19 protein-coding genes and 1 pseudogene are annotated in these 24,390 nt (G+C 75.1%); 12 read left to right on the plus strand and 8 right to left on the minus strand.

Translation table 11 applies throughout. From position 1 onward, the window contains the following. Positions 1 to 125 precede the first annotated feature (125 nt). Positions 126 to 890: pseudogene (locus OG552_RS09965) on the plus strand (TetR family transcriptional regulator); the annotation flags it as partial. Positions 891 to 1,233: 343 nt separating this feature from the next. Continuing rightward, positions 1,234 to 1,938, plus strand: a complete 705-nt coding sequence (locus OG552_RS09970; protein ID WP_329131360.1) for a response regulator transcription factor — start codon at positions 1,234 to 1,236, stop codon at positions 1,936 to 1,938. Here OG552_RS09970 and OG552_RS09975 read toward each other — a convergent pair. From OG552_RS09975 to lanKC, 4 genes are all read right to left on the minus strand, one after another. Further along, positions 1,915 to 3,633: an ABC transporter ATP-binding protein gene (locus tag OG552_RS09975; protein ID WP_329131362.1), complete on the minus strand. Its 1,719-nt coding sequence runs from the start codon at positions 3,631 to 3,633 to the stop codon at positions 1,915 to 1,917. The two genes, OG552_RS09970 and OG552_RS09975, sit on opposite strands and share 24 nt — an antisense overlap. Continuing rightward, positions 3,626 to 5,710, minus strand: a complete 2,085-nt coding sequence (locus OG552_RS09980) for an ABC transporter ATP-binding protein (protein WP_329131363.1) — start codon at positions 5,708 to 5,710, stop codon at positions 3,626 to 3,628. Before OG552_RS09980 ends, OG552_RS09975 begins: the two co-directional genes overlap by 8 nt. Positions 5,711 to 6,015: 305 nt before the next feature. Further along, positions 6,016 to 6,144 (minus strand): SapB/AmfS family lanthipeptide, encoded by a 129-nt coding sequence (locus tag OG552_RS09985; protein WP_329131364.1) that lies wholly within the window; start codon positions 6,142 to 6,144, stop codon positions 6,016 to 6,018. Between the two features lie 75 nt (positions 6,145 to 6,219). After that, the gene (gene lanKC, locus OG552_RS09990) at positions 6,220 to 9,186 is read right to left on the minus strand and encodes a class III lanthionine synthetase LanKC (protein WP_329131366.1); all 2,967 of its coding nucleotides are present in this window, start codon (positions 9,184 to 9,186) and stop codon (positions 6,220 to 6,222) included. Positions 9,187 to 9,692: 506 nt separating this feature from the next. Here lanKC and OG552_RS09995 point away from each other — a divergent pair. The 7 genes from OG552_RS09995 (at position 9,693) to OG552_RS10025 (ending at position 16,593) form a co-directional block, all read left to right on the plus strand. Beyond that, on the plus strand, positions 9,693 to 10,547 hold the full coding sequence (locus OG552_RS09995) for a helix-turn-helix domain-containing protein (protein WP_329131368.1): 855 nt from the start codon (positions 9,693 to 9,695) through the stop codon (positions 10,545 to 10,547). A gap of 13 nt (positions 10,548 to 10,560) precedes the next feature. Continuing rightward, on the plus strand, positions 10,561 to 10,749 hold the full coding sequence (locus OG552_RS10000) for a DUF397 domain-containing protein (protein ID WP_329131369.1): 189 nt from the start codon (positions 10,561 to 10,563) through the stop codon (positions 10,747 to 10,749). Positions 10,750 to 10,838: 89 nt separating this feature from the next. Next, positions 10,839 to 12,080, plus strand: coding sequence for a prenyltransferase/squalene oxidase repeat-containing protein (locus OG552_RS10005; protein WP_329131371.1), 1,242 nt, complete (start codon positions 10,839 to 10,841; stop codon positions 12,078 to 12,080). A gap of 4 nt (positions 12,081 to 12,084) precedes the next feature. Next, positions 12,085 to 12,777, plus strand: coding sequence for an SCO2322 family protein (locus OG552_RS10010; RefSeq protein WP_329131373.1), 693 nt, complete (start codon positions 12,085 to 12,087; stop codon positions 12,775 to 12,777). 11 nt (positions 12,778 to 12,788) lie between these two features. Then, a complete protein-coding gene (locus tag OG552_RS10015; RefSeq protein ID WP_329140718.1) occupies positions 12,789 to 13,946 on the plus strand; it encodes a CbiQ family ECF transporter T component in 1,158 nt (385 codons plus the stop codon). Then, positions 13,943 to 15,556 carry an ABC transporter ATP-binding protein gene (locus OG552_RS10020; protein ID WP_329131374.1) on the plus strand — a complete coding sequence of 538 codons (1,614 nt, stop codon included), beginning with the start codon at positions 13,943 to 13,945 and terminating at the stop codon, positions 15,554 to 15,556. Before OG552_RS10015 ends, OG552_RS10020 begins: the two co-directional genes overlap by 4 nt. 239 nt (positions 15,557 to 15,795) lie before the next feature. Next, positions 15,796 to 16,593 (plus strand): ECF transporter S component, encoded by a 798-nt coding sequence (locus tag OG552_RS10025; protein ID WP_329131376.1) that lies wholly within the window; start codon positions 15,796 to 15,798, stop codon positions 16,591 to 16,593. A gap of 59 nt (positions 16,594 to 16,652) precedes the next feature. Here the strand turns inward: OG552_RS10025 and OG552_RS10030 are convergent, their stop codons facing one another. From OG552_RS10030 to OG552_RS10040, 3 genes are all read right to left on the minus strand, one after another. Further along, positions 16,653 to 17,513 carry a hypothetical protein gene (locus tag OG552_RS10030; RefSeq protein WP_329131378.1) on the minus strand — a complete coding sequence of 287 codons (861 nt, stop codon included), beginning with the start codon at positions 17,511 to 17,513 and terminating at the stop codon, positions 16,653 to 16,655. An 89-nt stretch (positions 17,514 to 17,602) separates the two neighbouring features. Continuing rightward, positions 17,603 to 18,478 carry a hypothetical protein gene (locus OG552_RS10035; protein WP_329131380.1) on the minus strand — a complete coding sequence of 292 codons (876 nt, stop codon included), beginning with the start codon at positions 18,476 to 18,478 and terminating at the stop codon, positions 17,603 to 17,605. A 145-nt stretch (positions 18,479 to 18,623) separates the two neighbouring features. Next, positions 18,624 to 20,678, minus strand: coding sequence for an MFS transporter (locus OG552_RS10040; RefSeq protein ID WP_329131382.1), 2,055 nt, complete (start codon positions 20,676 to 20,678; stop codon positions 18,624 to 18,626). 267 nt (positions 20,679 to 20,945) lie between these two features. Here OG552_RS10040 and OG552_RS10045 point away from each other — a divergent pair, with 267 nt between their 5' ends. From OG552_RS10045 to OG552_RS10055, 3 genes are all read left to right on the plus strand, one after another. Then, positions 20,946 to 21,893: a peptidoglycan-binding domain-containing protein gene (locus tag OG552_RS10045; RefSeq protein WP_329131384.1), complete on the plus strand. Its 948-nt coding sequence runs from the start codon at positions 20,946 to 20,948 to the stop codon at positions 21,891 to 21,893. Between the two features lie 70 nt (positions 21,894 to 21,963). Beyond that, positions 21,964 to 22,584, plus strand: a complete 621-nt coding sequence (locus OG552_RS10050) for a hypothetical protein (RefSeq protein ID WP_329131385.1) — start codon at positions 21,964 to 21,966, stop codon at positions 22,582 to 22,584. Positions 22,585 to 22,732: 148 nt separating this feature from the next. Beyond that, entirely contained in the window at positions 22,733 to 23,386 is a 654-nt protein-coding gene (locus tag OG552_RS10055; RefSeq protein WP_329131387.1) for an HAD-IA family hydrolase, read from the plus strand. A 187-nt stretch (positions 23,387 to 23,573) separates the two neighbouring features. Here the strand turns inward: OG552_RS10055 and OG552_RS10060 are convergent, their stop codons facing one another. Continuing rightward, complete coding sequence (locus OG552_RS10060; RefSeq protein ID WP_329131389.1) at positions 23,574 to 24,155, minus strand: TMEM165/GDT1 family protein; 582 nt, start codon at positions 24,153 to 24,155, stop codon at positions 23,574 to 23,576. Positions 24,156 to 24,390: the final 235 nt, after the last annotated feature.

Raw genomic sequence — 24,390 nt, forward strand, 5'->3', positions numbered from 1 at the left:
CCACCCGGCACGGGACGGTCCGCCCGCGGCCCTCCGGGTGATTCCCACCACGGTGCCCGGCGGCGGCCGGCTGCCGTCATGCACAGGCGCCGGGAGCGGCGCGGGACAGCGGTGAGGCGGCACGGATGGCAGCTCGTACGGCACCAACAGGGACCCCCGCCGACGCGTCCACCGACGCCTCTAGCGGAACCACCGGTGCGTCCGCCGGCACCCCGGCAGGGGCGGCCGGGGGTGCCCCGACCCCAACCGCCGGCGCCCCGGCCGGAACCACCGACGCGTCCGGGGGCGCCCAGGGCCGCGCCCGCACCGATCCCCGGCCGTCCCCGCTGCCGCTGACCGAGCGGCAGGAGCAACGCCGCCGGCGCATCCTGGACGCCAGCACCCGGCTCGCCGTCCGGGGCGGCTTCGACGCGGTCCAGATGCGCGAGGTGGCCGAGACCTCGGGGGTCGCGCTCGGCACCCTCTACCGCTACTTCCCGTCCAAGATCCATCTGCTGGTCGCCACCATGGAGGACCAGTTGGGGCTGCTCCACCTGGCGCTGCGCGAACGTCCGCCGGCCGCCACCGCGCCGTCCGAGCGGGTCGCCGAAACGTTGCTCCGCGCCTTCCGCGCGCTCCAGCGCGAGCCGCAGCTCGCCGACGCGATGGTACGGGCGCTGATCTTCGCCGACCGCTCGGTGGGTGCGGAGGTGGCCACGGTCTCCCGGCTGACCCGCACGATCATCGTGGACGCGATGGGGCCGCGCGCCGCCGCCCCGGGCGAGGGCCGGCTCGCCGCGGTCCGGGTGATCGAGCACACCTGGCACGCGGCCCTCGTCAGCTGGCTCTCCGGCCGCTCGACAGTCGCCCAGGTCACCCAGGACATCCGCACCGCCTGCGGTCTCCTCGACACCTGACCGCGCCCCGCGGGCGGGCTGAGTCCGCCGGCTGGAGGCACGGCGTGCGGGCGGGGGTGGTGCGCCCTCCGCGCCTCTCACCGCCCCCCGGGTACGCCCGGCCGGCCGTAAAGCCTGCACCCCGCTGGGGACCGGTCCGGGTAGGAATGGATGGCGCCGGGCCAGGTGCGGCAGAAGGCACCGTCCACCCGTGTCAGGGACCGGACGGGGACGGTCGGACCTGGCCCTGGGCCTGCCTGGCAGGCCCGAGGGGGGCGCACGGTCCGTAGGCACGCCTGCGGCCGTTCCCGGGGACGAGGAGCGGCGTGACCAGGCGACGACACGAGGTGGATCTTCAGTGATACGCGTTTTGGTGGCCCATGACACCAGCCTGCTGCGCTCCGCGCTTGCGGCTCTGCTGGGCAGGGAGTCCGACTTCGAGGTGGCGGACACCGAGTGGCCACGCCTGTGCGAGACGGACCGGGCGTTACGACCACAGGTGTACGTGGTGGACGCCGACTGTCCTGGCTGGCGGCGGCATGCCGGCGGCGCGGCAGGGCACGGCGGGGGGACGCGTCACCGGTGGCCGCAGGACACCGGGCACGCCGGGCACACCGGTGCGCACGGCCGGGGGGTGCACGGCCGGGGGGACCAGGGCTGCGCGTGCCCCGCCGCCGCGCCGGCCTCGCTGGTGGTGCTGACCGGCGCGGGCAAGCCGGGTGATCTGCGGCGCGCTTTCGAGGCCCGGGCGCTGGGCTTCGTCAACAAGGACCGTTCGGCGGACCGGCTGCCCACCGCGGTCCGCCAGGCCGCCCAGGGGAAACGGTTCGTCGACGACTCGCTGGCGGTCGAGTTCCTGCAGGCCGCCGACATGCCGCTGACCCGCCGGGAGCTGAGCGTGCTCTCGCTGAGCGCCGAGGGCGCCTCCGTCACCGAGATCGCCCGCAGCCTGCACCTGTGCAACGGCACGGTGCGCAACTATCTCGCCGCGATCACCCGGAAGACCGGGGCGCGCAACCGGGTCGACGCGATCCGGATCTCACAGGTCGCCGGGTGGGTGTAGTCCCGCAGTGACCGGGTGGGGGAGCTGCGCCGGCCCGGGGGCCGACCAGCCCCCCACCAGATCGCGGTAGAGCGGGGAGCGGGCCGGCAGGTCGTCGTGGGTGCCGCAGACCGCCCGGGCGCCGTCCAGCACCAGCACCCGCCCGGCCCGCCGGGCCGAGCTGATCCGGTGCGCGATCACCACCAGCGTGCCGCCCGGCCGGCCGGCGAACGCCGCCTCCGCCACCGCCTCGGCGGCCGGATCGAGGTGACAGGTCGCCTCGTCCAGCACCACAAGAGCGGCCGGGGCGAGATACGTACGGGCCAGCGCGACCAGTTGCCGCTCCCCCGCCGACAGCGTGGCCGGGTCGAACTCGGCCGCCAGCCCGCCGACCCGCTCCACCAGCCGGGCGGCGCCGACGGCACGCACCGCGGCGAGCACGGCGGCGTCCGACGGTCCGTCGCCGCACAGGTAGCGCAGGTTCTCCGCCACGGAGCCGTGGAAGACGTACGCCTCCTGCGGTACGAGGGCCGGCCGCCCGGCGGTGGCGACGCTGCCCCGGTCCGGGCGCAGCAGGCCCGCCGCGAGCGCCGCCAGCGTGGACTTGCCGATGCCGCTCGGGCCGACCACCGCCAGATGCTCGCCCGCCTCGACGGTCAGGTCCAGGTCGCGCAGCACCGGCTCGGCGGCCGGCCCGTATGCGAAGGTGACGCCGTGCAGTTCCAACGCCCGTCCCATTGGGGCCGGTTGGACCGATGGTGCGGCCGGGGACGGGCCGGGGTCCGAGGTGATCCGGGCCATCACCACACCCAGCCGGGTGCCGGCGGCGCTGAGGGTGTGCACGAGGTTCTGCAGCGCGGGCTGCAGGGACTGCGTCAGGTAGGTGAGCGCGCCGAGCAGGGCGCCGGGGGTGATCCGGCCGGTGCTGAGCAGCCAGGGGCCGCCCACCAGCAGCAGGACCACCGGGAACTGGCCGCCGACGGCGAGCGCGGCGGCCCGGGCCACGCCCCAGCGGGCGAGCGACCGGGTGGCCCGCAGTTCGGCGTCGGTCCGGGCGTCCGCGCGGGCGGCCATCGGCTCTTCCGCGCCGCACGCGGTCACGTCCCGCAAGGCGCCGGCGAGGGCGCCGAGTTCCTCGGCGAGGGCCTCGTCGGCGGCGAGGAAACGGTGCTGGCGGCGGGCCAACGGCCGCAGCGCCAGGGCGAAGAGCGCGATGCCGGCCGCCAGCGGCGGGACGACGATCAGCAGCAGGACGGGCGCCAGCGCGCACATGCCGGCCAGCGCGCCGGCCGCGGTGAAGACGAACGACCGCAGCACCAGGACGAGTCCGCCGAAGGCGTCCCGGGCGATCTCCACCTGGTGCGTCAGCCGCGACACCACCGACGAGTCGCCGGCCCGCCCCCGGGCCACCGCGGCGCGCAGCCCGCCGCGCACCACCCGCCGTACCAGCAGGTCCCGCAGCGGCTCGACCAGACCGGCGAGCGCCCGGAAGACCCGTGCGGTGCCGTACGCGCCCACCGGGACGGACACCGCGGCCAGGGCGAGCCACCACAGTCCGGTCCCCTGGCGGCCCCTGAGGAAACCGTCGTCCAGCGCCTTCGCGAGCGCGTACCCCATCAGGAACGTCTGCCCGGCCTCCAGCACCGACCAGGCGGACAGCATGCCGATGACGCCCGCCCGGCCCCGCAGATACGTCCGCAGCCGTGTCTCAGGCATGCCGGGTCTCCTTCTTCTCCGGGTGCGGGTCGATGCCGGCGGTGCCGTTGGTGCCGGTGGACCCGGCGGACCCGGTGGACCCGGCGGACCCGGTGGACCCGGCGGACCCGGTGGACCCGGCGGTCCCGGTGGACCCGGCGGTCCCGGTGGACCCGGTGGACCCGGTGGACCCGGCGGCGAACAGGTCGCGGTAGTCCGGGTCGGCCCACAGTTCCCCGTGCGGGGCCAGGGCGCGCAGCCTGCCGGCGTCCAGCCAGGCCACCAGGTCCGCCCGCGCGGCGGTGGCGGCCCTGTGGGTGATGAGCAGCCGGGTCCGGCCGCGGTGGGTTCGCGACAGGGCCCGGGCCACGTGCAGTTCGGTCACCGTGTCGAGACTGGAGGTCGCGTCGTCCAGCACCAGCAGCCGTCCGGCGTGCGCGAACGCCCGTGCCAGGCCGAGGCGTTGCACCTCGCCGCCGGACATCGGCGCCTGGGCCAGCGGGGTGTCGTAACCGCCGGGGAGCCGCGTCACGAAGGCGTCGGCGCCGGCCGCCCGGGCGGCGTCCACAACTGCCGTACGTGGCAGGGGCCGTGGCCCGAAGCCGACGGCGTCCGCGATGGACTCGCCAAGCAGCACGGGACGTTCGAAGGCGTACGCGACGGCCGCCCGCAGTCCGGCCCTGCTCAGCTCGGGCAGCGGCTGCCCGTCGAGGAGCACGGTCCCCTCTTCCGGATCGGCCAACCGCCCCGCCAGCGCGGCCAGTACGGACTTCCCCGACCCCGACCGCCCCACCACCGCGACGCACGCCCCACCGGGCACGCGCAGATCCAGCCCCTCCAGCACGGTCTCCCCTCCGCGCAGCGCGGTGACCCCCCGGAACTCCACCACCCCCCGAGCGGCCGGCACCCTCTCCAGGGAATTCGGCGCACCCCGGAACGGCCCGGCCCCGGCCGGAAGTTCACCGCCGGCGCCGGCCGGACGCTCACGCAGGTCACCCTCCGCCGACACCCCGGGCTTTGTCCCGGCGGTAACGCGCGGATCGGATGTCGGTGCACGGTCGGCCGGGCCCTGCTCGGAGGGGGAATGCGGCGGGAGTTGGCGGGGCAGGCCCGGGCCGGAGGCCGCGGCGGCCGGGGTCGGGATAGGGGCGACGCCCTCCAGGGAGCGGGCGCCGTAGGTCTTCAGCGGGGTGTCCAGCACCGCGGTCAGCCGGGCCGCGGCGGCACGGCCGCGTACCAGGGCGCCCAACTGGCCGACGACCAGACCGATTCCGGTGGCCAGCGTGGCGTAGCGGGACGCGGCGAGGAGGTCACCGACGGAGATCGCGCCCTGGGTCAGGCGCAGGCCCGCGACGGACAGGACGACGATCTGCAGCAGCGGGACGAGGACGGCGGCCTGGGCGGTGGCACGGCCCTGCACGTGCCACATCCGGTGGCCCTGGGCGGTGAGTTCGGCCAGGGGCCGCAGCACCCGGGCGTTCTCGCGGGACTCGGTGCCGGCCGCGGCGATGGTGCGCGCCCCGCCCAGCGCCTCCAGCAGGAGCGAGGCGATCCGGCCCTGGGCGTCCTGGTAGCGGGTGATGGAGTCGGAGGACGCGCGGGCGAAGCGGCGCACGAGCAGAGCCAGCGGCGGCGCGCCGAGCAGGAAGGCGGCGGCGAGCCAGGGGTCGGTGAGGCCGAGCATGACGATGCCGCCGAGGGGAGCGGCCAAGGTGGCGGGCAGGGCCGCCGCGGCGACGGGCGCGCTGCCCGCGTCCGCGGCGTTGCCGACCAGTCGGGTCACGAGGTCGCCGCCGCCCGGCGCGCTGGCGGCGGGTCCGGCGTCGAGCACGTGCCGTACCGCCCGGCGGCGCAGCCCCGCCGTGATCCGCGCCGCGGTGGTGGCGCCCAGCATGTCCGCGGCGGCCCCGAGGGCGGTCTGCCCGGCGACGATCGCCGCGCAGATCCCCACCCAGCCGGCCGCGGACCGCCCGCGCAGCAGCAGGTCCAGTGCGTGGCCGAGCGCCGCGGGCAGCCACAGGCCGAGCCCGGCGACGCCGAGCCCGAGCAGGGCGAGCACCGCCAGCCGCCAGGCGCAGGCCCGGGAAGCGGTCAGCAAGACTCGATCGGCCCTGTTGTGCACGACAGGCGTCTCCTTCTGGCTGGGTTCCCCGCGGCCGGTTCGCCGTCACCGGTGGGCCGGGAACGGCCCCGGCCCCGGCGTCCGGTGGGAGGGACGGCCGGGGCCGGGGGTGCTGCCGGTGGCGTTGCCGGCTCCCGGCTGCAGGGAAAAGCCGGGTGCCGGTGGTGCCGGTAGTGCTCGTGCTGTCGGTAGTGCTGGTGGTGCCGGTAGTGCCGGTAGTGCCGGTGGTGCCGGGCCCGGGGCGGCGGAGCGAGGTCCGCCGCCCCGGGCTCAGGGGTGGGTCACAGGCAGATCAGGAAGCTGACCGAGCTGATGCAGCCGATCAGGCTCAGCGAGCTGGCCCCCTGGCCGCCCCCGCCGCCCTGGCCGTGCTCGACGGGCTCGAGGTTCTGGAGGTCGAGAAGCGCCATGTCAGGTTGTCCTTTCAGTGGAACTCACGGTTGGAAACTGGGTGGTGCACGGTCCCGGTCGCAGCCGGTCCCGGTTCATGGGCCCGCCACCGGTGGTGGCGGGAGGAAGGGCAGCCGCGCCGGGGTGTCCCCGAGCGCCGCGCCCAGTGCGAGGAGGCAGCCGGCGGTACCGGTGCCGAGGTCCATGGACAGCCGCATCAGCTGGTTGCCGGGGAAGGCGAGGCCGCCGCCGTAGGGCATGCCGTACCAGCCGAGCGCGTCGATCTGCGCGGCCAGTGCGCCCTCGGGTACGCCGGGGGTGGTGGTCCTGGCGAGGTGCAGCACCATGCCGGCGCGGCCGGCGAAGAGCCCCGGCTGGGCGTAGAGCCGCAGGGTCGCCGCGCGCACGATGTCGCGGCGGGCCTGCTCGAAGCGGTCGGCGGTGGCGGGCTCCGGTGCGTCGCCGTGCCGGGCCAGGGCGAGGAAGTCGTCGAGCACCAGGCCGATGCCCACGCTGCCGTCGCCGGCGTACGGCATGGTGCGCCAGCCTTCGTCGACCTCCAGACTGCCGCTCGCAGTGTGCACGCAGGAGTCGAGGTCCAGGTGCAGCGCGCGGGCGGCATGGCCGAGCAGCGCCGGGACGCCGGTCTGTTCGTAGAGCCGCAGGAAGAGCAGGGCGGGACCGGTGGCGCCGCGCAGCAGGCCGGCGCGGCGGGTGGCGGCGGCGCTGCCGGGTTCGGCGGCGAGCCGGGCGGCGACGATGCCGGCCGCTTCCAGCGCGCGTTCCCGCAGGACGGTTTCTCCGGTGGTGCGGGAGAGGTGCTCCAGCACCAGGCCGATGCCGGCGAGGCCGCCGTTGAGGTCGGAGGCGAGCCGCTGCCAGTTCTCGGCGAGCAGGGTGCGTATCAGGTCGAGGGCGCGGCCGGGGTGCCCGAGGCGTTCCAGCACATAGGCGACGCCGGCCAGGCCGTCGTACAGCCCGAGCGGGGTGCCGTCGGGCAGCACGCGGGTACGCTCCAGCAGCCAGCGCTCCCCCGCGGCGTACCGCGGGGCCCCCGTCTCGGCGAGCGCGTACAGCACCCCGGCCGCCCCGTGTGCGATCCCGAGCCCGCCGCCCGCGGAGAACTGTGTGATGTCCCCGGGGAAGAGCCGGTCCTCCCGCCCGGGCGTCGCCGACGCGAGGATCGCCCCGACCATGGCGTCCCGCGCCCCGCCCCACTCCCCCGGCTCAGCGGGCAGATACCCCCCGTCCCCGCCCGCCGGTCTCTCCCGCCCGGCCGGCGCGACCACGCCGCCCCCGCCGGCGCCGGCCCTCCGGACCCCGCCGCCAGTCCCCCCGGCACCGGCAGCCACCAGCCCGTCCCCGACCGCGCCATCCACGGACCGCCCGCCACCCGCAGGGACCCGCCCCCGTGCGTCCCCGCCCCGCCCGGCGGGAATCGGCACCGGCCCGCCTCCGTCCGCGCCGCCCGCGGACCCCCCGGCACCGCCACCCGCAGGGACCCGCCCCCGGTCGTCCCCGCCCCGCCCGGCGGCAGCCGGCTCCCGGTCGGCCGGCGCCGGACCCGGCAGGGTCAACCCGCCCGTGGCCATGGCCGGTTGAGGGGAGGAGGCGGGGCCGGTGATCTCTGCCACCGCTTCGTCCAGGAAGGCCCGCGGCACCGGGAATTCCGCGGCGATCACGTCCGCCAGGTGGGCCGCCTTCGCACGGTCGATGGCCAGGAGCGTGGTGACCGGGAGGAAGAGGGCGAGGCGCAGGCAGGCGAGGGCGTACGTGTCGACCGCGAAGCCGCGCCGGTCGGGCGGGGCGACGAAGCCGGGGTGGGCGACGATCTGCCGGCCCTGGTCCGCCCCGGGCGCCGCCGCCTCGAAGTCCAGCAGCGACACCGTCTCCTCGTCCGGCGCGACCATGATGTTGAACATGTGGAGGTCGTTGAAGACGATCCCCCGGGAGTGCACCGCGGCCACCGCCGCCTCGACGCCCGCGTTGATCCGCAGCGCCCAGCGGGTGTAGTCGGCGACCGCGGCCGGGTCCGGCCGGTCGGTGAGCAGCGGATGGCGCAGGCCGAAGAAGGAGTTGAGCGGCTTGCCCTCGACGAAGTCCATCACCAGGAAGCGGTGGTCGCCGACGGTGAACCAGTCCCGCACCTCGGGAGCCACGCCCAGCCCGGACAGCTTCCGCAGAGCGTCCCGTTCGCGCTCCAGCCGGGCCACCGCGTCCGCGCCGTCGGAGGCGAGCCCGGCGTGCGGGCGGCCCTCCTTGAGCACGACCTTCGCGCCGCTCCTGGTGTCGGTGCCGGTGTAGACACCGCCGCCGTTGGAGAAGTGCAGCGCCTTCTCGATGCGGTAGGGCAGGCCGGCGACCGTCGTGGCGTTCCGCGCGGCCAGCTCCGGCGCGAGGAAGACCGGCAGGGTCACCCAGTCCGGGACGTGGAAGGCGGGTGTCCGGCTGTCCGGCACCAGCCTCCCCTCGTTGTCCTCGACGGCCGGCACGAGGGTGCCGTGCTCGCCGACGCAGTACCGCTTGGCGAAGGCGCCGTACCGCACGTACAGCGGCCCTTCGCGCCAGCGGAGGTCGGTGAGGATGTACGGGCCCTGCTCGCCGTCGAGCAGCTCGCCGAGCTCCTGGAGGACCACCCGCAGCCGGGACTCGTCCGCCGGGTAGATGGTGACGAATTTCCCGCTGGTGTCGCGGCCCGCGTATTTCGAGTTCCGCAGGTGGAGCAGTTGCGGGCTCGGCACGAATTTGAACGGGATGTGCCGGGGAACGCAGTAGTCCCAGACTTTCGCCGCCACTTTTTCGGCGTTTTCCAGACCGGCAGAGACATGGATTTTCCAGCCCTGCGTCGGATAGGCGTCCGCACCGGCGGGCGGGTCGATATGCAACCAGTCCCCGTTGCGCAACGACCGCCAGCCGGCCGGGACTTCACGCTGGGCGGTTTCGAAGCGCGCCACGGATCCGGTTTCCGCCACCGCATCGGAATCAGCGCCGGCCGGCAAACGGTCCAGGCTCTCGTAGAAATAGCGGTCGGCGAGACAGAAGACTTCGTAGCGGTTGTCCATCGATCCCCCTCCAGTGGCGACGGAGGAAGACTCGCACGGTGCGATGAATGCGGAGAAGTCACCGATGTCATCTCATGGCCGTGCGGAACGCACGGTTCCGGCGGACGCTCCGCACAGCCGGCGGGCGGCGCCCGGGGCGGCGGCCTTCCCCGCGCGGGCAGCGCCGGACCGGCACCGGGCGGACAGCGCCAGAGGGGCAGAGCCGGCGGCTGCCGAAACGGTTCTCGCAGGCCCGCCGCGAGCCTCCCGGCGGCCGGCGGCAAGCGGTGCGAACTGCTGATCTTCACCAGGTCCGCCCAAAAGGTCCATGCCCTGTGGACTTTCGGGGTGTACCCGGCCAACAAGCGCAGGCGACAGGGGAGTTGACTGTCCGCATACGATTACCCCATAGGGCGTTATGGGGCAATAGTGCACCTCTGCAACCTTGTCTCCGAATTTTCCAGAAACGATCTGGACCCCGCGAGAGCGGAACGGCAGACTCAGATCCAGCATCAAGAAGGGACACCATGCCGCTCAGAAGCACCGCAACCGCCCGCCAGGAGCGCCTCGGTGCGGAGCTACGGAAGATGCGGGAGGCCGCGGGCATCACCGCCCGGGACACCGCGCGGCTGCTCGGCACCGATCCGGCGAAGGTGAGTCACATCGAGGCGGGCAGGCTGGGCGTCAGCGAGGAGCGTTTACGGCGTCTTGCCGCGTTCTACGAGTGCGGTGACACCTCGCTCATCGACGCGCTCGTCAGCATGGCCAACGGGCAAGGCCGCAAGGGCTGGTGGGAGGCCTACCGCGGTGTCGTCCCCGCGGCGCTGCTCGACGTGGCGGAGCTTGAGCACCATGCGACCCGGCTGCGTACCATCCAGATCACCCATGTCCCGGGGGTCTTCCAGACCGAGGACTACACCCGGACGGTCTTCGGCTACGCGATACCCCCGCTGCCGGAGAACGAACTGGAGGCGCGGGTCGCCCAGCGCCTCGAACGCTCCGGCGTGCTGTACCGCGACACGGCCCCGCCGTACGAGGCGCTGATCCACGAGGCGGCGCTGCGGATGCGGTTCGGCGGCGGGAAGGTCGCGCGGGCCCAGTTGGAGCACATCCAGGAACTGAGCCACCTGCCGCACATAAGCGTTCGGGTGATCCCCTTCGCGGCGGACGGGCACATCGGGTCCGGACACGCGATGCTCTACGCGAGCGGGCCGGTACGGCCGCTCGACACGGTGCAGATCGACTCCGCGCACGGCATCAGCTTTCTGCACGCCGCCCCGCACCTGGCCAACTACAGCGTCCTGTACGACACCCTCGCAGCGGTGGCCCTCGACCGGTCCCGGTCACGTGAATTCATCCACACCATCTCCCGCGACCTCTGAAAGGCTCCCACCCATGACCGCGTCCCTGATTTGGCAGAAGTCCACGTACTCCCAGGAACAGGGCGAGTGCGTCGAGCTGGCCGCCGACGGGGGCGCGGTCCTGCTCCGCGAGAGCGATGATCCCTCTGTGGTCCTCACCACCACCCCGAAGTCGCTGGCCCGCTTCATCCAGGGGATCAAGGTGACCCGGCCCGCGGGCTGAGCCGGGCGCCGGGCGCACCGGGTCCGGCCGCCGTCACCCCGCGGGTTAGGGTGAGGGCTCCCCCGTACCCGGAAAGGCGTTCTCCTCTCATGCCCCTGCGCCGCCGCGCCGCCCTCGCCGTGACCGCGACAGCGACCGCCCTGCTCGCCCTGGCGGCGGTCCCGGCCGCCCCGGCGAACGCCGCGACCCCGCCCGCCGGGCTGTACGGCGCCACGGACCCGACGTACGACGGTGTGTGGCGGCAGGCGTACGCCCTGCTCGCGCTGCACACGGCCGGGGTGACGCCGCCGGCCGCGGCGGTGCGGTGGCTGGGCGGGCAGCAGTGCGCCGACGGCGGTTTCCCGTCCTACCGGGCGGACACCGCCACGGCGTGCGACGCGAAGACCGAGGACACCAACGCCACCGGCATCGCCGTCCAGGCGCTCAGCGTCCTGGGCGGGCACGGGCCTGCCGTGACGAAGGCCACCGGCTGGCTGAAGTCCGTGCAGAACGCCGACGGCGGCTGGTCGTACAACCCCGGCGGCGCCTCCGACCCCGACTCCACCGCGGTGGTGATCGGCGCGCTGCAGACGGCCGGCGAGGACACGCTGCCCGCCAAGGCCGGCCGGACACCGTACGACGCGCTGCGCGGCTTCCAGTTCGGCTGCGGTGCCAAGGCCGCGGACCGCGGCTCGTACGGCTACCCCGCGGACGGCAAGCTCGCGGTGAACGCCAAGGCCACCGCGGACGCGGTCCGCGGCGCCCGGAGCGCGGGATTCGTGGTCACCGCGCCTACCCGCGACACCCCGCTGCCGGCCGCGCCCGCCTGCGGCGGTGCGAAGGACCCGTACACCTCGATGACCCCGGCCGCCGCCGCGCAGGCCGGCGCCGCCTGGCTCGCCCGGCAGCTCACGGCCGGCGGCGGCCACCTGACCGCGCCCAGCCCGGGCGCGACCAAGGCGACCCCCGACTACGGCACCACCGCGGACGCGGTCGTCGCCCTGGCCGCCGCCGGCGAACTCACCGCCGCGCGGTCCGCCTACACCTGGCTCGCGGCGAACTCCACCGCCTGGTCGCACGGCAGCCCGGCGGCCCTCTCGCAGCTGATCCTGGCCGCGCACGCCACCGGCAACGACCCGCGGGGCACCGGCGGCACGGACTACGTACAGCAGCTCACCACCCTCGGTCCCGCCGCGGACGAACCGGCCGCGACCGCGTCCTCGGCCGCCCCGGAGGAGAAGAAGCACGACAGCTCGTCCAGTACCAGCACCTGGCTGATCGTGGCCGTCTTCTTCATCGCCAGCGTCGGCGTCGGCTTCCTGCTGAGCGGACGCAAGCGGCGGCAGGGCTGAGCTGATGCGCCGCGGTCGTAGGTGGGCCTGCGTGGCCGCAGCGGTGGCGGCCCTGCTGCTGGCAGCCGCGGCACCGGCGCAGGCCGCCGGCTACCGCTACTGGTCGTACTGGCTGCGCTCGGGCGACACCTGGACGTACGCGCAGACCGGCCCGGCGCTGCACATACCCGCCGACGGCAGCGTCGAGGGCTGGCGCTTCGCGGTGAGCCGGGACGCCGCCGCCCAGGCCGTGCAGCCGCGCGGAGCGGCCGGCTTCGCGGCGATCTGCGCGAACACCCCGGCCGCCAGGGGCACGAAGCGGGTGGCCCTGGTCATCGACCCCGGCACCGCGGCCGACGCCCCCGGCGGCGCAACCCCGCCGGCGCCCCGCACCGCCTGCGCCCGCGTCCCGGCCGACGCCTCCTCCGCCGACGCGCTGGCCGCGGTCGCCCGCCCGCTGCGGTACGACTCGGCCGGCATCCTCTGCGCGATCTCCGGCTACCCGGTCTCCGGCTGCGGCGAGCAGGTCGCGGCATCCGGCCGGAAGTCCACCGCTCCGGCTGGGACCGGGACGAGCGGGACGAGCCCGGCAGCCGGGACAACCACCGGCACGGAGGACGGCGGCGGCCCGTCCGCCGGCCTCTACGCGGGCATCGGCGCCGTGGTGCTCCTCGCGGCGGGAGCCGGCCGGCAGACCCGCCGCCGACGCCGCTCGTGAGCGGGGCGGAGCTGCCGGGGCGCGAGGACGCGCTGCCGGCCGGCCGGTCAGGGCGGGCCGCCCGGCTGCGCGCGCCGGCGGCGGGCCGGGCCAACGCGCTGCACGCCGGGGCCTGGTGGCTGTGGGCGCTGGGGCTCGCCACCGCCGCGTCCCGGACCAGCAACCCGCTGCTGCTCGCGCTGGTGGTGGCGGTCGCCGGTTACGTGGTGGCCGCGCGGCGCGGGGACGCACCCTGGGCCCGGTCGTACGGAGCCTTTCTGCGGCTGGGGCTGGCCGTTCTGGTGATCCGGCTGGTGTTCGCCGTGGTGCTGGGCTCACCGGTACCGGGCACGCATGTGCTGGTGCGGTTGCCGGAAGTACCGCTCCCCGGCTGGGCGCAGGGGGTACGGATCGGCGGGCGGGTCACCGCGGAGGGCGTGGTCTTCGCGCTGCGGGACGGCATGAAGCTGGCCGCGCTGCTGGTGTGCGTGGGCGCGGCGAACGCGCTGGCCAATCCGGCGCGGCTGCTCAAGTCGCTGCCGGGCGCGCTCTACGAGGCCGGGGTGGCGGTGGTGGTCGCCATGACCTTCGCCCCGCACCTGGTCGCGGACGTGTCCCGGCTGCGGGCGGCCCGGCGGCTGCGCGGCCGGGAGGACCGCGGGATACGGGCACTGCTGCAGGTCGGACTGCCGGTGCTGGAAGGCGCGCTGGAGCGGTCGGTGGCACTGGCGGCGGCGATGGACGCGCGCGGCTACGGGCGGACCGCCGCGGTCCCGCCCGGGGTGCGCCGGACCACCGCCGCGCTCACCCTCGGCGGCCTGCTCGGGGTGTGCGCGGGCACCTACGGACTGCTGACCGCGGACGGCACCCGGTACGGCCTGCCGCTGCTGGCGGCCGGGCTGGCCGCCGCGACGGCCGGACTGCGCCTCGGCGGGCGGCGTTCGGTACGGACCCGCTACCGCCCCGACCGGTGGGGTCCCCGGGCGTGGCTGGTCGCCGGGTCGGGGGTGGCGGTCGCAGCGCTGATGATCACGGCCGGCGGGTACGACGCGGCGGCCCTCGACCCGCCCGCCTTTCCGCTGGCGGCCCCGGCGCTGCCGCTGTGGCCCGCGCTGTCGGTGCTGCTGGGGCTGCTCCCGGCCTTCGTGGCGCCCGCGCCCGTGGTGGCGCCCCGGGGGGCATCGCGGTGATCCGCTTCGAGAACGTCTCCGTGACCTACGACGGCGCCGCGGCCCCCACCCTGAGCGGCATCGAACTGACCGTGCCCGAGGGTGAGTTGTGCCTGGTCGTCGGCCCCTCGGGGGCCGGCAAGTCGACCCTGCTCGGCGCGGTCGGCGGTCTCGTGCCGCACTTCACCGGCGGGCTGCTCACCGGGCGCGTCACCGTCGCGGGGCGCGACACCCGTACCCACAAACCGCGGGAACTCGCCGACGTGGTCGGCACGGTGGGCCAGGACCCGCTCTCGCACTTCGTCACCGACACCGTCGAGGACGAACTCGCCTACGGCATGGAGTCGTTGGGCGTCCCGCCGGAGACGATGCGGCGCCGCGTCGAGGAGACCCTCGACCTGCTCGGGCTCGCCGCACTCCGCGACCGCCCCATCGCTACGCTCTCCGGCGGGCAGCAGCAGCGGGTGGCGATCGGTTCCGTCCTCACCGTCCACCCGCGGGTGCTGGTCCTCGACGAACCCACCTCCGCGCTCGACCCGGCCGCCGCGGAAGAGGTGCTCGCCGTTCTCCAGCGGCTCGTGCACGACCTCGGCACCACCGTCCTGCTGGCCGAGCACCGCCTGGAGCGGGTGGTGCAGTACGCCGACCAGGTCGTCCTGCTGCCCGCCCCCGGTGGGCCGGCGGTGACCGGCGCTCCGGCCGACGTCATGGCGGTCTCCCCGGTCCATCCGCCGGTGGTCGCCCTCGGCCGGCTGGCCGGCTGGTCGCCGCTGCCGCTGTCGGTCCGCGACGCCCGCCGCCGGGCCGGCGCACTGCGCGACCGGCTGGCGGACCTGGCGGCGCCGCGGCCTGGACCGGCGGGCACCGGCGAACCCCTGGTGCGGGTGGAGCGGCTGGCCGTGCGGCGGGGCCGGGTGGAGGCGCTGCGCGGGGTGGACCTGACGGTACGGGCCGGTGAGACCGTCGCGCTGATGGGCCGCAACGGGGCCGGCAAGTCGACGCTGCTGGCCTCGCTGGTCGGCCTGCACACGCCCGCCTCGGGTGCGGTCACCGTCGGCGGCGCGGTGCCCCACCGCACCCGTCCCGCGGAACTGGTGCGCCGGGTCGGGCTCGTACCGCAGGAGCCGCGGGACCTGCTCTACGCCGAGACGGTCGCCGCGGAGTGCGCCGCCGCGGACCGTGACGCGGGCGCGGCACCGGGCACGTGCCGGGCACTGCTCGGCGAACTCCTGCCCGGGGTACGGGAGGACGCGCATCCGCGTGACCTCTCCGAAGGGCAGCGGCTCACCCTCGCGCTGGCGATCGTGCTCGCCGCGAGGCCGCCGGTCCTGCTGCTGGACGAGCCGACCCGCGGCCTGGACTACGCGGCCAAGTCCCGCCTCGCCGCGCACCTGCGGAGCCTGGCCGCCGACGGCCACGCGATCGTCCTGGCAACCCACGACGTCGAACTCGCCGCCGAACTCGCCCACCGCGTCGTCATCCTGGCCGACGGCGAGGTCGTCGCCGACGGCCCCACCCCTGAAGTCGTCCTCTCCTCCCCCTCCTTCGCCCCCCAGGTCGCCAAGATCCTCGCCCCCTCCCCCTGGCTCACCTCCACCCAGGTCGCCCACGCCCTGGACCCCACGTCATGACCCCCAGGGACAACCGGCAACCTCCCCCGCCGCCGGGGCCCGGCGGCGTCCCTCCGGCAGACGGGAACGCAGGAACACCGCCCCCGGAAAACGTCGGCCCTCCGGCGGACGGGAACACCGGCCCGCAACCCGTCGCCCTCGCGAGCTTTCCGGCCGGCAAGAACGCCGAAGTACCGGCCGACGGGAACGCCGGCCCTCCGGCGGACCGGACCGCCGGAACACGGCCGGCAGGGGCGGTCGTGCGGTTGGGGGTCAGGTCGGTCACCGCGCTGGTGATCGTCTCGGCGATCGGGGTGGCCGCCTTCGGGTGGCCGCTGCTCGCCGCGCACGGTTCGTCCGTGGCCGCGCACAGCACCGACGCGCCCTGGTTGTTCGCCGCGCTGCTGCCGCTGCTCGTGGGCGTGGTGATCGCGACCGTCGCGGACACCGGGATGGACGCGAAGGCCATCGCGATGCTCGGCATGCTGGCCGCCGCGGGCGCCGCGCTGCGACCGCTCGGCGCCGGCACCGCCGGGATCGAGCCGATGTTCTTCCTGATGGTGCTCTCCGGCCGGGTGCTCGGCCCCGGCTTCGGCTTCACGCTGGGCTCGCTGACGATGTTCGCCTCCGCGCTGCTGACCGGCGGGGTCGGTCCGTGGATGCCGTTCCAGATGCTGGCGATGGGGTGGGTCACGATGGGCGCGGGCCTGCTGCCCCGGCCCGACCGGCTGCGCGGCCGGGGCGAACTCGCCCTGCTCGCCTGCTACGGCGCGGTCGCCGCCCTCGCGTACGGCACCGTGATGAACCTCCAGGGCTGGCCCTACATCGCCGGCCTCGCCTCCGACATCGCCTACGACCCGCACGCCCCGCTGGCCACCAACCTCGCCCGGTTCGCCGCCTACTGCCTCACCACGTCCCTCGGCTGGGACCTGCCGCGCGCCGCACTCACCGCGGTGCTCTCCTTCACCCTCGGGCCGCCGATCCTGCGCGCCCTGCGCCGGGCCACCCGCCGCGCGGCGTTCGGCGCCGCGGTCGTCTTCGGTGAACCGCGCGACTGACACGCGGCGCGGCCCGCAGGCGTGTACTGCCTGCGGGCCGGGGGTTGTTCCTGCCGTGGTCAGCCGACGTTCAGCAGCTCACGGGTCATGTCGCGGTAACGGGTGAGCGCGACGCGCAGCTCCTCCGTACCGGTCTTGTCGCCGTTGTCACCGTGCCAGCTGCCGCGCAGCGTGTCGCGCCGCTCCTCGACCATCCGGGTCAGCCGGCGGACCGCCTCGTCCAGGACCGCGTCGGCCTCGCGCACGGCTCGCCGCGGGTCGTCGACGAAGCCGCCGAGGGCGCGCTCCATACGGCTGTTGAGCTGGTCGATGTCCTCGGTGGTGCGGGTCGCGGTGCCACGGGCCTGGGCCGTGCGGGAGTCGGAACCCATGGTGGACGCGGCCGTCGGGGTGCCTCGCCCGGCGGTCGGCGGGGTGGCCGGCGGCTGCGCCGCGGCGGTGTCCTCCCGGTCCCGGTCCCGGTCCCGGTCGCGCCGCTCCCGCTTGGCGTCGGCGTCCGTGCCGGTGTCAGTGCCTTCGGCGCCGGCCGGGCGCTTCATGCCGGTGCCGGTGCCGGTGCCGGTCCCGATGTCAGTCCCGGTGCCGGAGCCGGAGTCCGTACCGGCCGGAGTCCCGTTGTCCGTCCCTGCGGTACGGGTCCCCGCGCCGGAGTCGCTGCCTGCCGGGGTCCGGGCGCCGGTGCCCGTGCCACTGCCACTGCCACGGCTGGTACCGGTGCCGGTCGTACGGCCGGCCCCGGACGGCGGCGGGGTGGTGACGGCGGGGCGCTGCGGCTCCGCGGTCCTCGCGCCGGCCGGCGCGCTGCGCTGTTCGTCGGTGCCGCCGTCGGTGGTCGGCGTGACGGCGGGCGCCGCCTGCTCGTCGGTGGCCGGGTCGCGGCTGTCGGCGCGGTCCTCGCTACGGGTGCGGTTGACGTTCATCGTCTTCGTCTCCTCGGATACAACATGCTCGTCACGTGCATGCGGCCGTCCAGGGCCGCCCCCGGGCGGGCCGGGGGCGACGGTCGGGGTCAGCGGTGGTCGTCGCTGCTGTGGTCGCGCCGCGCGCTCCCGGTGAGGGAGGCGAAACGGTCCGCCAGCGGACGGTGGTGCTCACGCTCGGCATCGGCACCGGCATCGGCACCAGCGCCGGCTTCCGCGTCACGGTCACGGTCAGCGGCTCGCGTGTCCGTGGACTCCTCGGTGGCCGGGGCCGGTTCGGCGGCCTCGTCCCGTGCGGCCGGCGGGGTCGAGGCCGGCGGTGCCGCCACCGGGGCCGGGGCGCTCGGGGCCGTGCCGGCCGGGGCCTGCGCGGGGGCGTCCGGCGTGCGCTCCTCGGTGGTGCGGGACCGCGACGTACCCGCGTCCCGCAGCATGTCGTCGAAGAGCGCCCGTGCCGCGACCAGTGCCTGCCGCATGTCCTCGGTGGCCTTCCGGCCGCCGGCGCCGGCGTGTTCGGCCAGCGCGTGGGCCTGGCGGTAGCCCTGCACCTGGTGCGGGTGGTGGACGGACAGCGCGTCGAAGTGCTCGGGCGAATCCGCGGCCGGGTAGCCGCGCTCAGTGGCGACCTCGGCGATCAGCCGATCGGCCTCGCTCAGCGCCCGGTCGGGCTCGTCCACGAAGTGCGCCTGGATCTGCGCCCAGCGCTCCCCGTACCGCTCCCGCTGCTCGGTGCTGACCTGGGCCGGCTCGAAGCCGCCGTACCGCTTGACGCGCTCACTGAGTTCCTGCCGCGTCGCCTTGTCGTCCCCGTCGTGCCGGGCGAGCGTCCGCTCGTACTCCGGACCGAAACGCCGTTTGAGTCCGGCGCCTCCCGTGCCGTTGCCGCGCATCATCGTCACCACCGCGACGATCGCGATCACCACAACTACCGCCACGATGACGGCGATTATCGCTCCTGTTGACATGACGTGCCTCCCGTCCTCTTCTTTACGGTCGGCTGTCCGCTGCCCGGCACCCCAAACACCGGCCCGGCCCGGCGCGTGGCGGACACCCCCCGCCGTCAGGCCCGTTGCCCCGCAACGCGGTCCGGCGGAAGGCCGCTGGGCCTTCCTACTGGGGGGAGCGGCGTCCTGCGCGGCCGGCACGCTCCGGGTGTGCCGCGTCGCCGCCGCACAGCTCCTTGGTCAACTTGCCTACGAGGTCGGCGAGTTCGGCATGCCGGGCGGGGTCCCAGTCGCCGAGGAGTTCGGCCAGGACAGCGCGGCGTGCCTGCGTGAGGCGGTCGGCGAGGGCGTGGCCGGAGGGGGTGAGGCGCAGCGGATTGCCCGCGCGCACCGCGAGGCCGCGGGACTCCGCCTCGACCGCGGCCGCTTCGATGACGTGGGCGGGCACCGTGGTGCTGCCCGCGAGGTCGACGGGGTCCGCCTCCCCGACGTGCGCGAGGCGCAGCAGCAGCCAGCTGGTGGCCGGCCGCACGTCGGCTCCGGCCATGGTGGTGATGCGGGTGTAGAGGCCGGCGCGGGCCTCACGGCTGCCGAGCAGGGACAGGCAGCGGGCGATCTCGTCCAGCGAGGAGCGCTCCACCGGGTTGGCGCCGACCGTCTCACCGCCGTCGGGGACGGTGACCGAGCCGCGGAGCGGCTGCTCCTTGAGGAACCAGGCCAGGACGAAACCGGCCGCGGCGACCGGCACCGCCCACAGGAAGACCGTGGTGATGGAGGTCGAGAAGGCGTGCCGGACCGGCGCTCTGATCGCCTCCGGCAGCCGGGCGATGGCCGTGGGGTCGGCCTGGAGCCGGCCCGGGTCGACCCCCGGTGGCAGGGTGCGGCCGCGCAGCGCCGAGCCGAGCTTCTCCGAGAGCTGGTGGGCGAAGACCGTGCCGAAGATGGACACGCCGAAGGACGCGCCGATGGACCGGAAGAAGGTGGTGCCGGAGGTGGCCGAGCCCAGGTCCTCGTAGCCGACCGAGTTCTGCACCGCGAGGATCAGCACCTGCATCACCAGGCCGAGGCCGAGCCCGAAGACCAGGAAGAACAGGCTCATCGTCCACACCGCGGTGTTCTCGTCCAGTTGGTGCAGCAGGAGCAGTCCGACGATGGTGACGGCGGTGCCGGCGATCGGGAAGACCTTGTAGTGGCCGGTGCGGCTGACGATCTGCCCGGAGCCGGTGGAGGAGATCAGCAGGCCGACGACCATCGGGATCATGTGGACGCCGGAGAGGGTCGGCGAGTAGCCGTGCACGATCTGCAGGAACGTCGGCAGGTAGGTGAGCGCGCCGAACATCGCGAAGCCGATGATGAAGGACATCGCGGCGCACAGGACGAAGGTGCGGACGGTGAAGAGCCGTGGCGGCAGCACCGGTTCCTCGGCGCGGCGCTCGATCATCACGAAGGCGGCGACGAGGACCACCCCGGCCACCGCCAGGCCGATGATGCCGGGCGAGCTCCAGGCCCAGGTGGTGCCGCCGAGCGAGGTGACCAGCACCAGGCAGGTCGCGGCGGCCGCCACCACCGCCATGCCGGCGTAGTCGATGCGGTGGGCGGTGCGGCGGACCGGGATGTGCAGCACCGCGGCGATCACCGCGAGCGCGACGATGCCGATCGGGATGTTGATGTAGAACACCCAGCGCCAGGAGAGCTGTTCGGTGAAGACCCCGCCCAGCAGCGGCCCGAGCACACTGCTGGCGCCGAACACGGCGCCGAACACGCCCTGGTAGCGGCCCCGGTCGCGGGGCGGCACGATGTCGCCGACGATCGCCATCGACAGCGCGATCAACCCGCCGCCGCCCAGGCCCTGGAGAGCTCGGAAGGCGATCAGCTCGGGCATGTTCTGGGAGATTCCGCAGAGCGCGGAGCCGATCAGGAAGAGCACGATGACGGTCTGGAAGAGCCGCTTCCGGCCGTACATGTCGCCGAGTTTGCCCCACAGCGGGGTGGCCGCGGTGGAGGCGAGCAGATAGGCGGTGACGACCCAGGACAGGTGGTTGATGCCGCCGAGTTCGCTGACGATGGTGGGCAGGGCCGTGGACACGATGGTCTGGTCGAGCGCTGCCAGGAGCAGACCGAGGGCGAGCGCGCCGATCGCGATCCGTACCGCCCGCTTGTCCTGGTGCTCGCCCGGTCCGCCCGCCGCGGGCTCCGCGGCGGTGGTGGTGTCCTGGGCCATACAGGCTCCTCCCGTCGTCCCCCGACGGCCAGACACTTCATATTCTCACCGTTTGTACGGATATGGGTTGTGATCTTGGACGGCCGCCCGCCCCCTTTCGGGGGAGCGGCTGTGCGGCCCCGACGGGGATCGGCATAATCAGCCGGGACTTTGCGAACGCACGAACGACGGCGGGGAGGGGACCCAGTGGCGTCGCCGCAGCAAGATCCGGGGGCTGAGCCGCCCCAGGAGGAATCGAGCGAGGTCAGCGGGGCGGAAGCGGGGAAAATGGCAGAAGGTGCGGATGGTACGGAAGTAGCGGGGGCTGCGGAAGAGGGCGTCTCCCGGGCCGCCGAGCGCTCCGCGCAGCGGGCTGCCGCACTGGCCGCGACCGAGGGATTCCACCCCCTGCGGCTGCGGCCGTACGTCGCGGAGCCGGACGAGGAGCCCGGTGAGACCACGGCCCGCCCGCTCATCGCGACCGAGCACGACCCGGACGGGCCCGCGACGGCCGATCTGGGACTCTTCCCCTCGATGTACTCCGGGGTCGAGTACGCCCCCGAGGAGCCGCCGGCTGCCGAGCCGCTGGTGATACGGGGGCGGCACCGGCGCCGCAGACGCGGGATCGTGGTGGCCGCGGCCACCGTGGCGGCGTCGGCGCTGGCAGCGGGCGCGGTGGCGGTCACCGGGCAGGTCATGGGCGACGAGCAGGCCGACACCGAGCGGGCGCTGCCCGATCTCAGTACGTCGATGCCGGACGTCGAACTGCCGCACGACGCGTCGCCCGCCACCGCGAAGGTGGCGCCGCCGGTCAGCCGTGCCGCACCGGCCTCCCCCGCCCCGACGGCGACCGCGACCACGACCGCTCCCGTGACGCCGGCCGCCACCCCGTCGGCCACCCCCGCCACGAGCGCGCCGGCCACCACGGCGCCCGCGGGCACGCCGACCACCACCCCGGCCGTACCCCCCACCACCACGCCGCCCCCGCCCCTCCAGCCCAACGACGCCCCGGCGCCCGCCACCCTCGGCCCTGGCGACTCGGGCCCGGAGGTGGCCGACCTGCAGCGCGCCCTCACCGCCGCGCACCTCTACCGGGGCCCCATCGACGGCGTCTACACCCTCCAGGTCCAGCTCGCGGTGACCGCCTTCCAGTTCATGCACCACATCCACGCCTCCCCGATGGGCTCCTACGACCAGGCCACCCGCGCCGCCCTCACCTCCTCCCACCACCGCTGACCCCTCCGGGGGCGCGGGGACCGGAGGGCAGCGCGGCAGCGGGCAGGCCGGCCCGCACTAAAATCCCCCCATGGTCACCGGAGAACCCTTCGGCCTTCCTCACTTCCAACTGGTCCTGCTGCGCCGGATGGCCGACCACCAGCCCGGCCTGGTGGACGACGCCCTCCGCGAACTGGGCGCGAGCCATACGGACATGCGGGAGGCCAACCGGCGCTGGCAGGCGCGGCTGCACTCACGGACCTTCCCCGGCGGCGAACGCCGGTACCGCACCGCGCTCGGCCCGCCCCGGTCCGAGCGGCGGCAGCGCGTCGGCGACCTCGTCTGCACGGCCCTGCTGTGGCCGGTCCCGCTCTGGCCCGACCTGCGTTTCGAGGTGCTCGTCGCCCCCGGCGGCAAGGCGATCCTGAACGAGTGGCTGGTCCGCGCCGCGGATGCCCCCGCCCCCGCCCTGCGTACCGCCGGAGACCTCACCCCGTGGTCCTGCACCGTCGAGGACGCCGCCAACGCCTTCCCGCCGGCCACGCCGCTCCCGCCGGACGCCCCTACCCGCGCCGTGGTGGCGCTCACCACTCCCGGCACGCCGGGCCGCACCATCGCCCACTTCACCTGGGGCCTGCTGCAGTTCACGGCCCCCGAGAGCCCGCAGAACCCGCAGAACCCGAAGCACCCGCAGAACCCGGAGAAGCGGTAGCGCGCGAAGGCCGCACGGTCAGGGCTGGCGCTTCCGCCGATTCTTTTGTACCGTGGAGGAACAAAGTGGTTCCGCCCGCTTCCCCTGACCGGCGGGCGGGGCCACGTTGCCGTCTTAGGGCGCCTGAGGCGTCGTACCGAGGAGCCGCATGCCGTCCGAGTTCACCGCCCGCGCCCTGCTGCTCGACATGGACGGCACCCTGGTGAACTCCGACGCCGTGGTGGAACGCGTGTGGACCCGCTGGGCGCTGCGCCACAGCATGGAGCCCGCCGCCGTCCTGCGGGTCGTGCACGGCCGCCAGGGCCACGCCACGATGGCCGCCCTGCTCCCCGAGCGCCCCGCCGAGGAGAACTACGCGGAGAACGCACTGCTGCTCGCCGAGGAGACCGCCGACACCGAAGGCGTCGTCCCGGTGCACGGCGCCCCCGCCTTCCTGGCCGCCCTGCAGGGCCGCCCGCACGCCCTGGTCACCTCCGCCGACGAGGCGCTCGCCCGGGCCCGGATGGCCGCGGCCGGCCTGCCGCTCCCCCCGGTCCTGGTCACCGCCGAGCGGGTCAGCGCGAGCAAGCCCCACCCCGACGGTTTCCTCAAGGGCGCCGCCGAACTCGGCTTCACGCCCGAGGAGTGCCTGGTCTTCGAGGACGCCGAGGTCGGCATCGCCGCCGCCCGCGCGGCCGGCATGCGGGTGGTGGGCGTCGGCCCGCGCGCCGCGGCGCACCGGCCCAGCGCGCACGTGGACTCGCTGGAGCGGATCCGGGTGGAGGCCACCGCGCACGGCACCCTCCTCGTCACGGCCGGCTGACGACACCAGCGCCCGCCCGTGGGCCTCGGTGCCCCGCGGACCGGCGCCGCCGCCCGGCCCCGGGCCCGGCGCATGAACCACCGCCGCCCGCCCGCCGGTCCGCGGTGCCCTGCCGGCCCCCCGGCCCTGCGCACGAATCGGCGCACGGGCCGGGGTCGGCCCCCGGCCCTGCGCCGGAAGCGCGGGCTCAGCCCGCGATCGCCTCGGAGATGCTGAGCGCGGCCAGCACCACCATGACCCCTGCCGCGATCTTCGTGATCAGCCGCAGCGGCACCCGCTTCATCAGCAGCTTCCCGCCGAAGATGCCGAGCGCCGCCACCGCCCACAGCGCCAGCACCGCGCCGATGGCGACCGATACCGGGTCGTCGTAGCGTGCGGCCAGGTTCGCCGTCATGATCTGCGTGAGGTCGCCGAACTCGGCCACCAGGATCAGCGTGAAGCCGGTCCCCGCCACCTTGAGGAAGCTCTGGTCGGCGGGCGCCCGCACCTTCTCCTCGTCCTCGCCGTGCGAGAAGAGCAGCATCGCCGCCCCGCCCAGGAAGAGCAGACCCACGATCCCCTGGAGCAGGCGGTGCGGCAGCAGGGTCAGCAGGCTGCCCGCGGCGATGGCGAGCGCGACATGGACCACGAAGGCCGCCGCGACCCCGCAGAAGACGTAGGACGCCCGGTAGCGGGTGCCCAGCATGAGGCTGGCCAGCGCGGTCTTGTCGGGGAGTTCGGCAAGGAAGATGACGCCGAAGACCACGGCGACGACGGAAATGCTGAGCACGGGAGAGAATCCTCGATCGGTCGGGGCGGCCGTGCCGAGAGGAACCGCAGGGTGCGGGGTCGCTTCGGCCCGGCAGCGTCGGAACACTGCGGCCGAAGGTCTCGCTGGCGGCATGTCGCTCGGGCGGACCTGTCACGGTCCTTGCCGCCTCCGGGCGCCGGCCCGGTCCGCACCACGCCGCTTCCGCGGTCGCCGCGAGGCCCGAGCAGTATGTCGACGGTCCGGCGAAGAGCTA

Source organism: Streptomyces sp. NBC_01476, from assembly GCF_036227265.1.
Lineage (GTDB): Bacteria > Actinomycetota > Actinomycetes > Streptomycetales > Streptomycetaceae > Actinacidiphila.

Excerpts from the sequence above, each read along its gene's own strand:
- OG552_RS09975 (WP_329131362.1), bottom strand. The coding sequence starts at position 3,633 with ATGCCTGAGACACGGCTGCGGACGTATCTGCGGGGCCGGGCGGGCGTC.
- OG552_RS09985 (WP_329131364.1), bottom strand. The coding sequence starts at position 6,144 with ATGGCGCTTCTCGACCTCCAGAACCTCGAGCCCGTCGAGCACGGCCAG.
- lanKC (WP_329131366.1), bottom strand. The coding sequence starts at position 9,186 with ATGGACAACCGCTACGAAGTCTTCTGTCTCGCCGACCGCTATTTCTAC.
- OG552_RS09995 (WP_329131368.1), top strand. The coding sequence starts at position 9,693 with ATGCCGCTCAGAAGCACCGCAACCGCCCGCCAGGAGCGCCTCGGTGCG.
- OG552_RS10000 (WP_329131369.1), top strand. The coding sequence starts at position 10,561 with ATGACCGCGTCCCTGATTTGGCAGAAGTCCACGTACTCCCAGGAACAG.
- OG552_RS10005 (WP_329131371.1), top strand. The coding sequence starts at position 10,839 with ATGCCCCTGCGCCGCCGCGCCGCCCTCGCCGTGACCGCGACAGCGACC.
- OG552_RS10010 (WP_329131373.1), top strand. The coding sequence starts at position 12,085 with ATGCGCCGCGGTCGTAGGTGGGCCTGCGTGGCCGCAGCGGTGGCGGCC.
- OG552_RS10030 (WP_329131378.1), bottom strand. The coding sequence starts at position 17,513 with ATGAACGTCAACCGCACCCGTAGCGAGGACCGCGCCGACAGCCGCGAC.
- OG552_RS10035 (WP_329131380.1), bottom strand. The coding sequence starts at position 18,478 with ATGTCAACAGGAGCGATAATCGCCGTCATCGTGGCGGTAGTTGTGGTG.
- OG552_RS10040 (WP_329131382.1), bottom strand. The coding sequence starts at position 20,678 with ATGGCCCAGGACACCACCACCGCCGCGGAGCCCGCGGCGGGCGGACCG.
- OG552_RS10045 (WP_329131384.1), top strand. The coding sequence starts at position 20,946 with ATGGCAGAAGGTGCGGATGGTACGGAAGTAGCGGGGGCTGCGGAAGAG.
- OG552_RS10050 (WP_329131385.1), top strand. The coding sequence starts at position 21,964 with ATGGTCACCGGAGAACCCTTCGGCCTTCCTCACTTCCAACTGGTCCTG.
- OG552_RS10055 (WP_329131387.1), top strand. The coding sequence starts at position 22,733 with ATGCCGTCCGAGTTCACCGCCCGCGCCCTGCTGCTCGACATGGACGGC.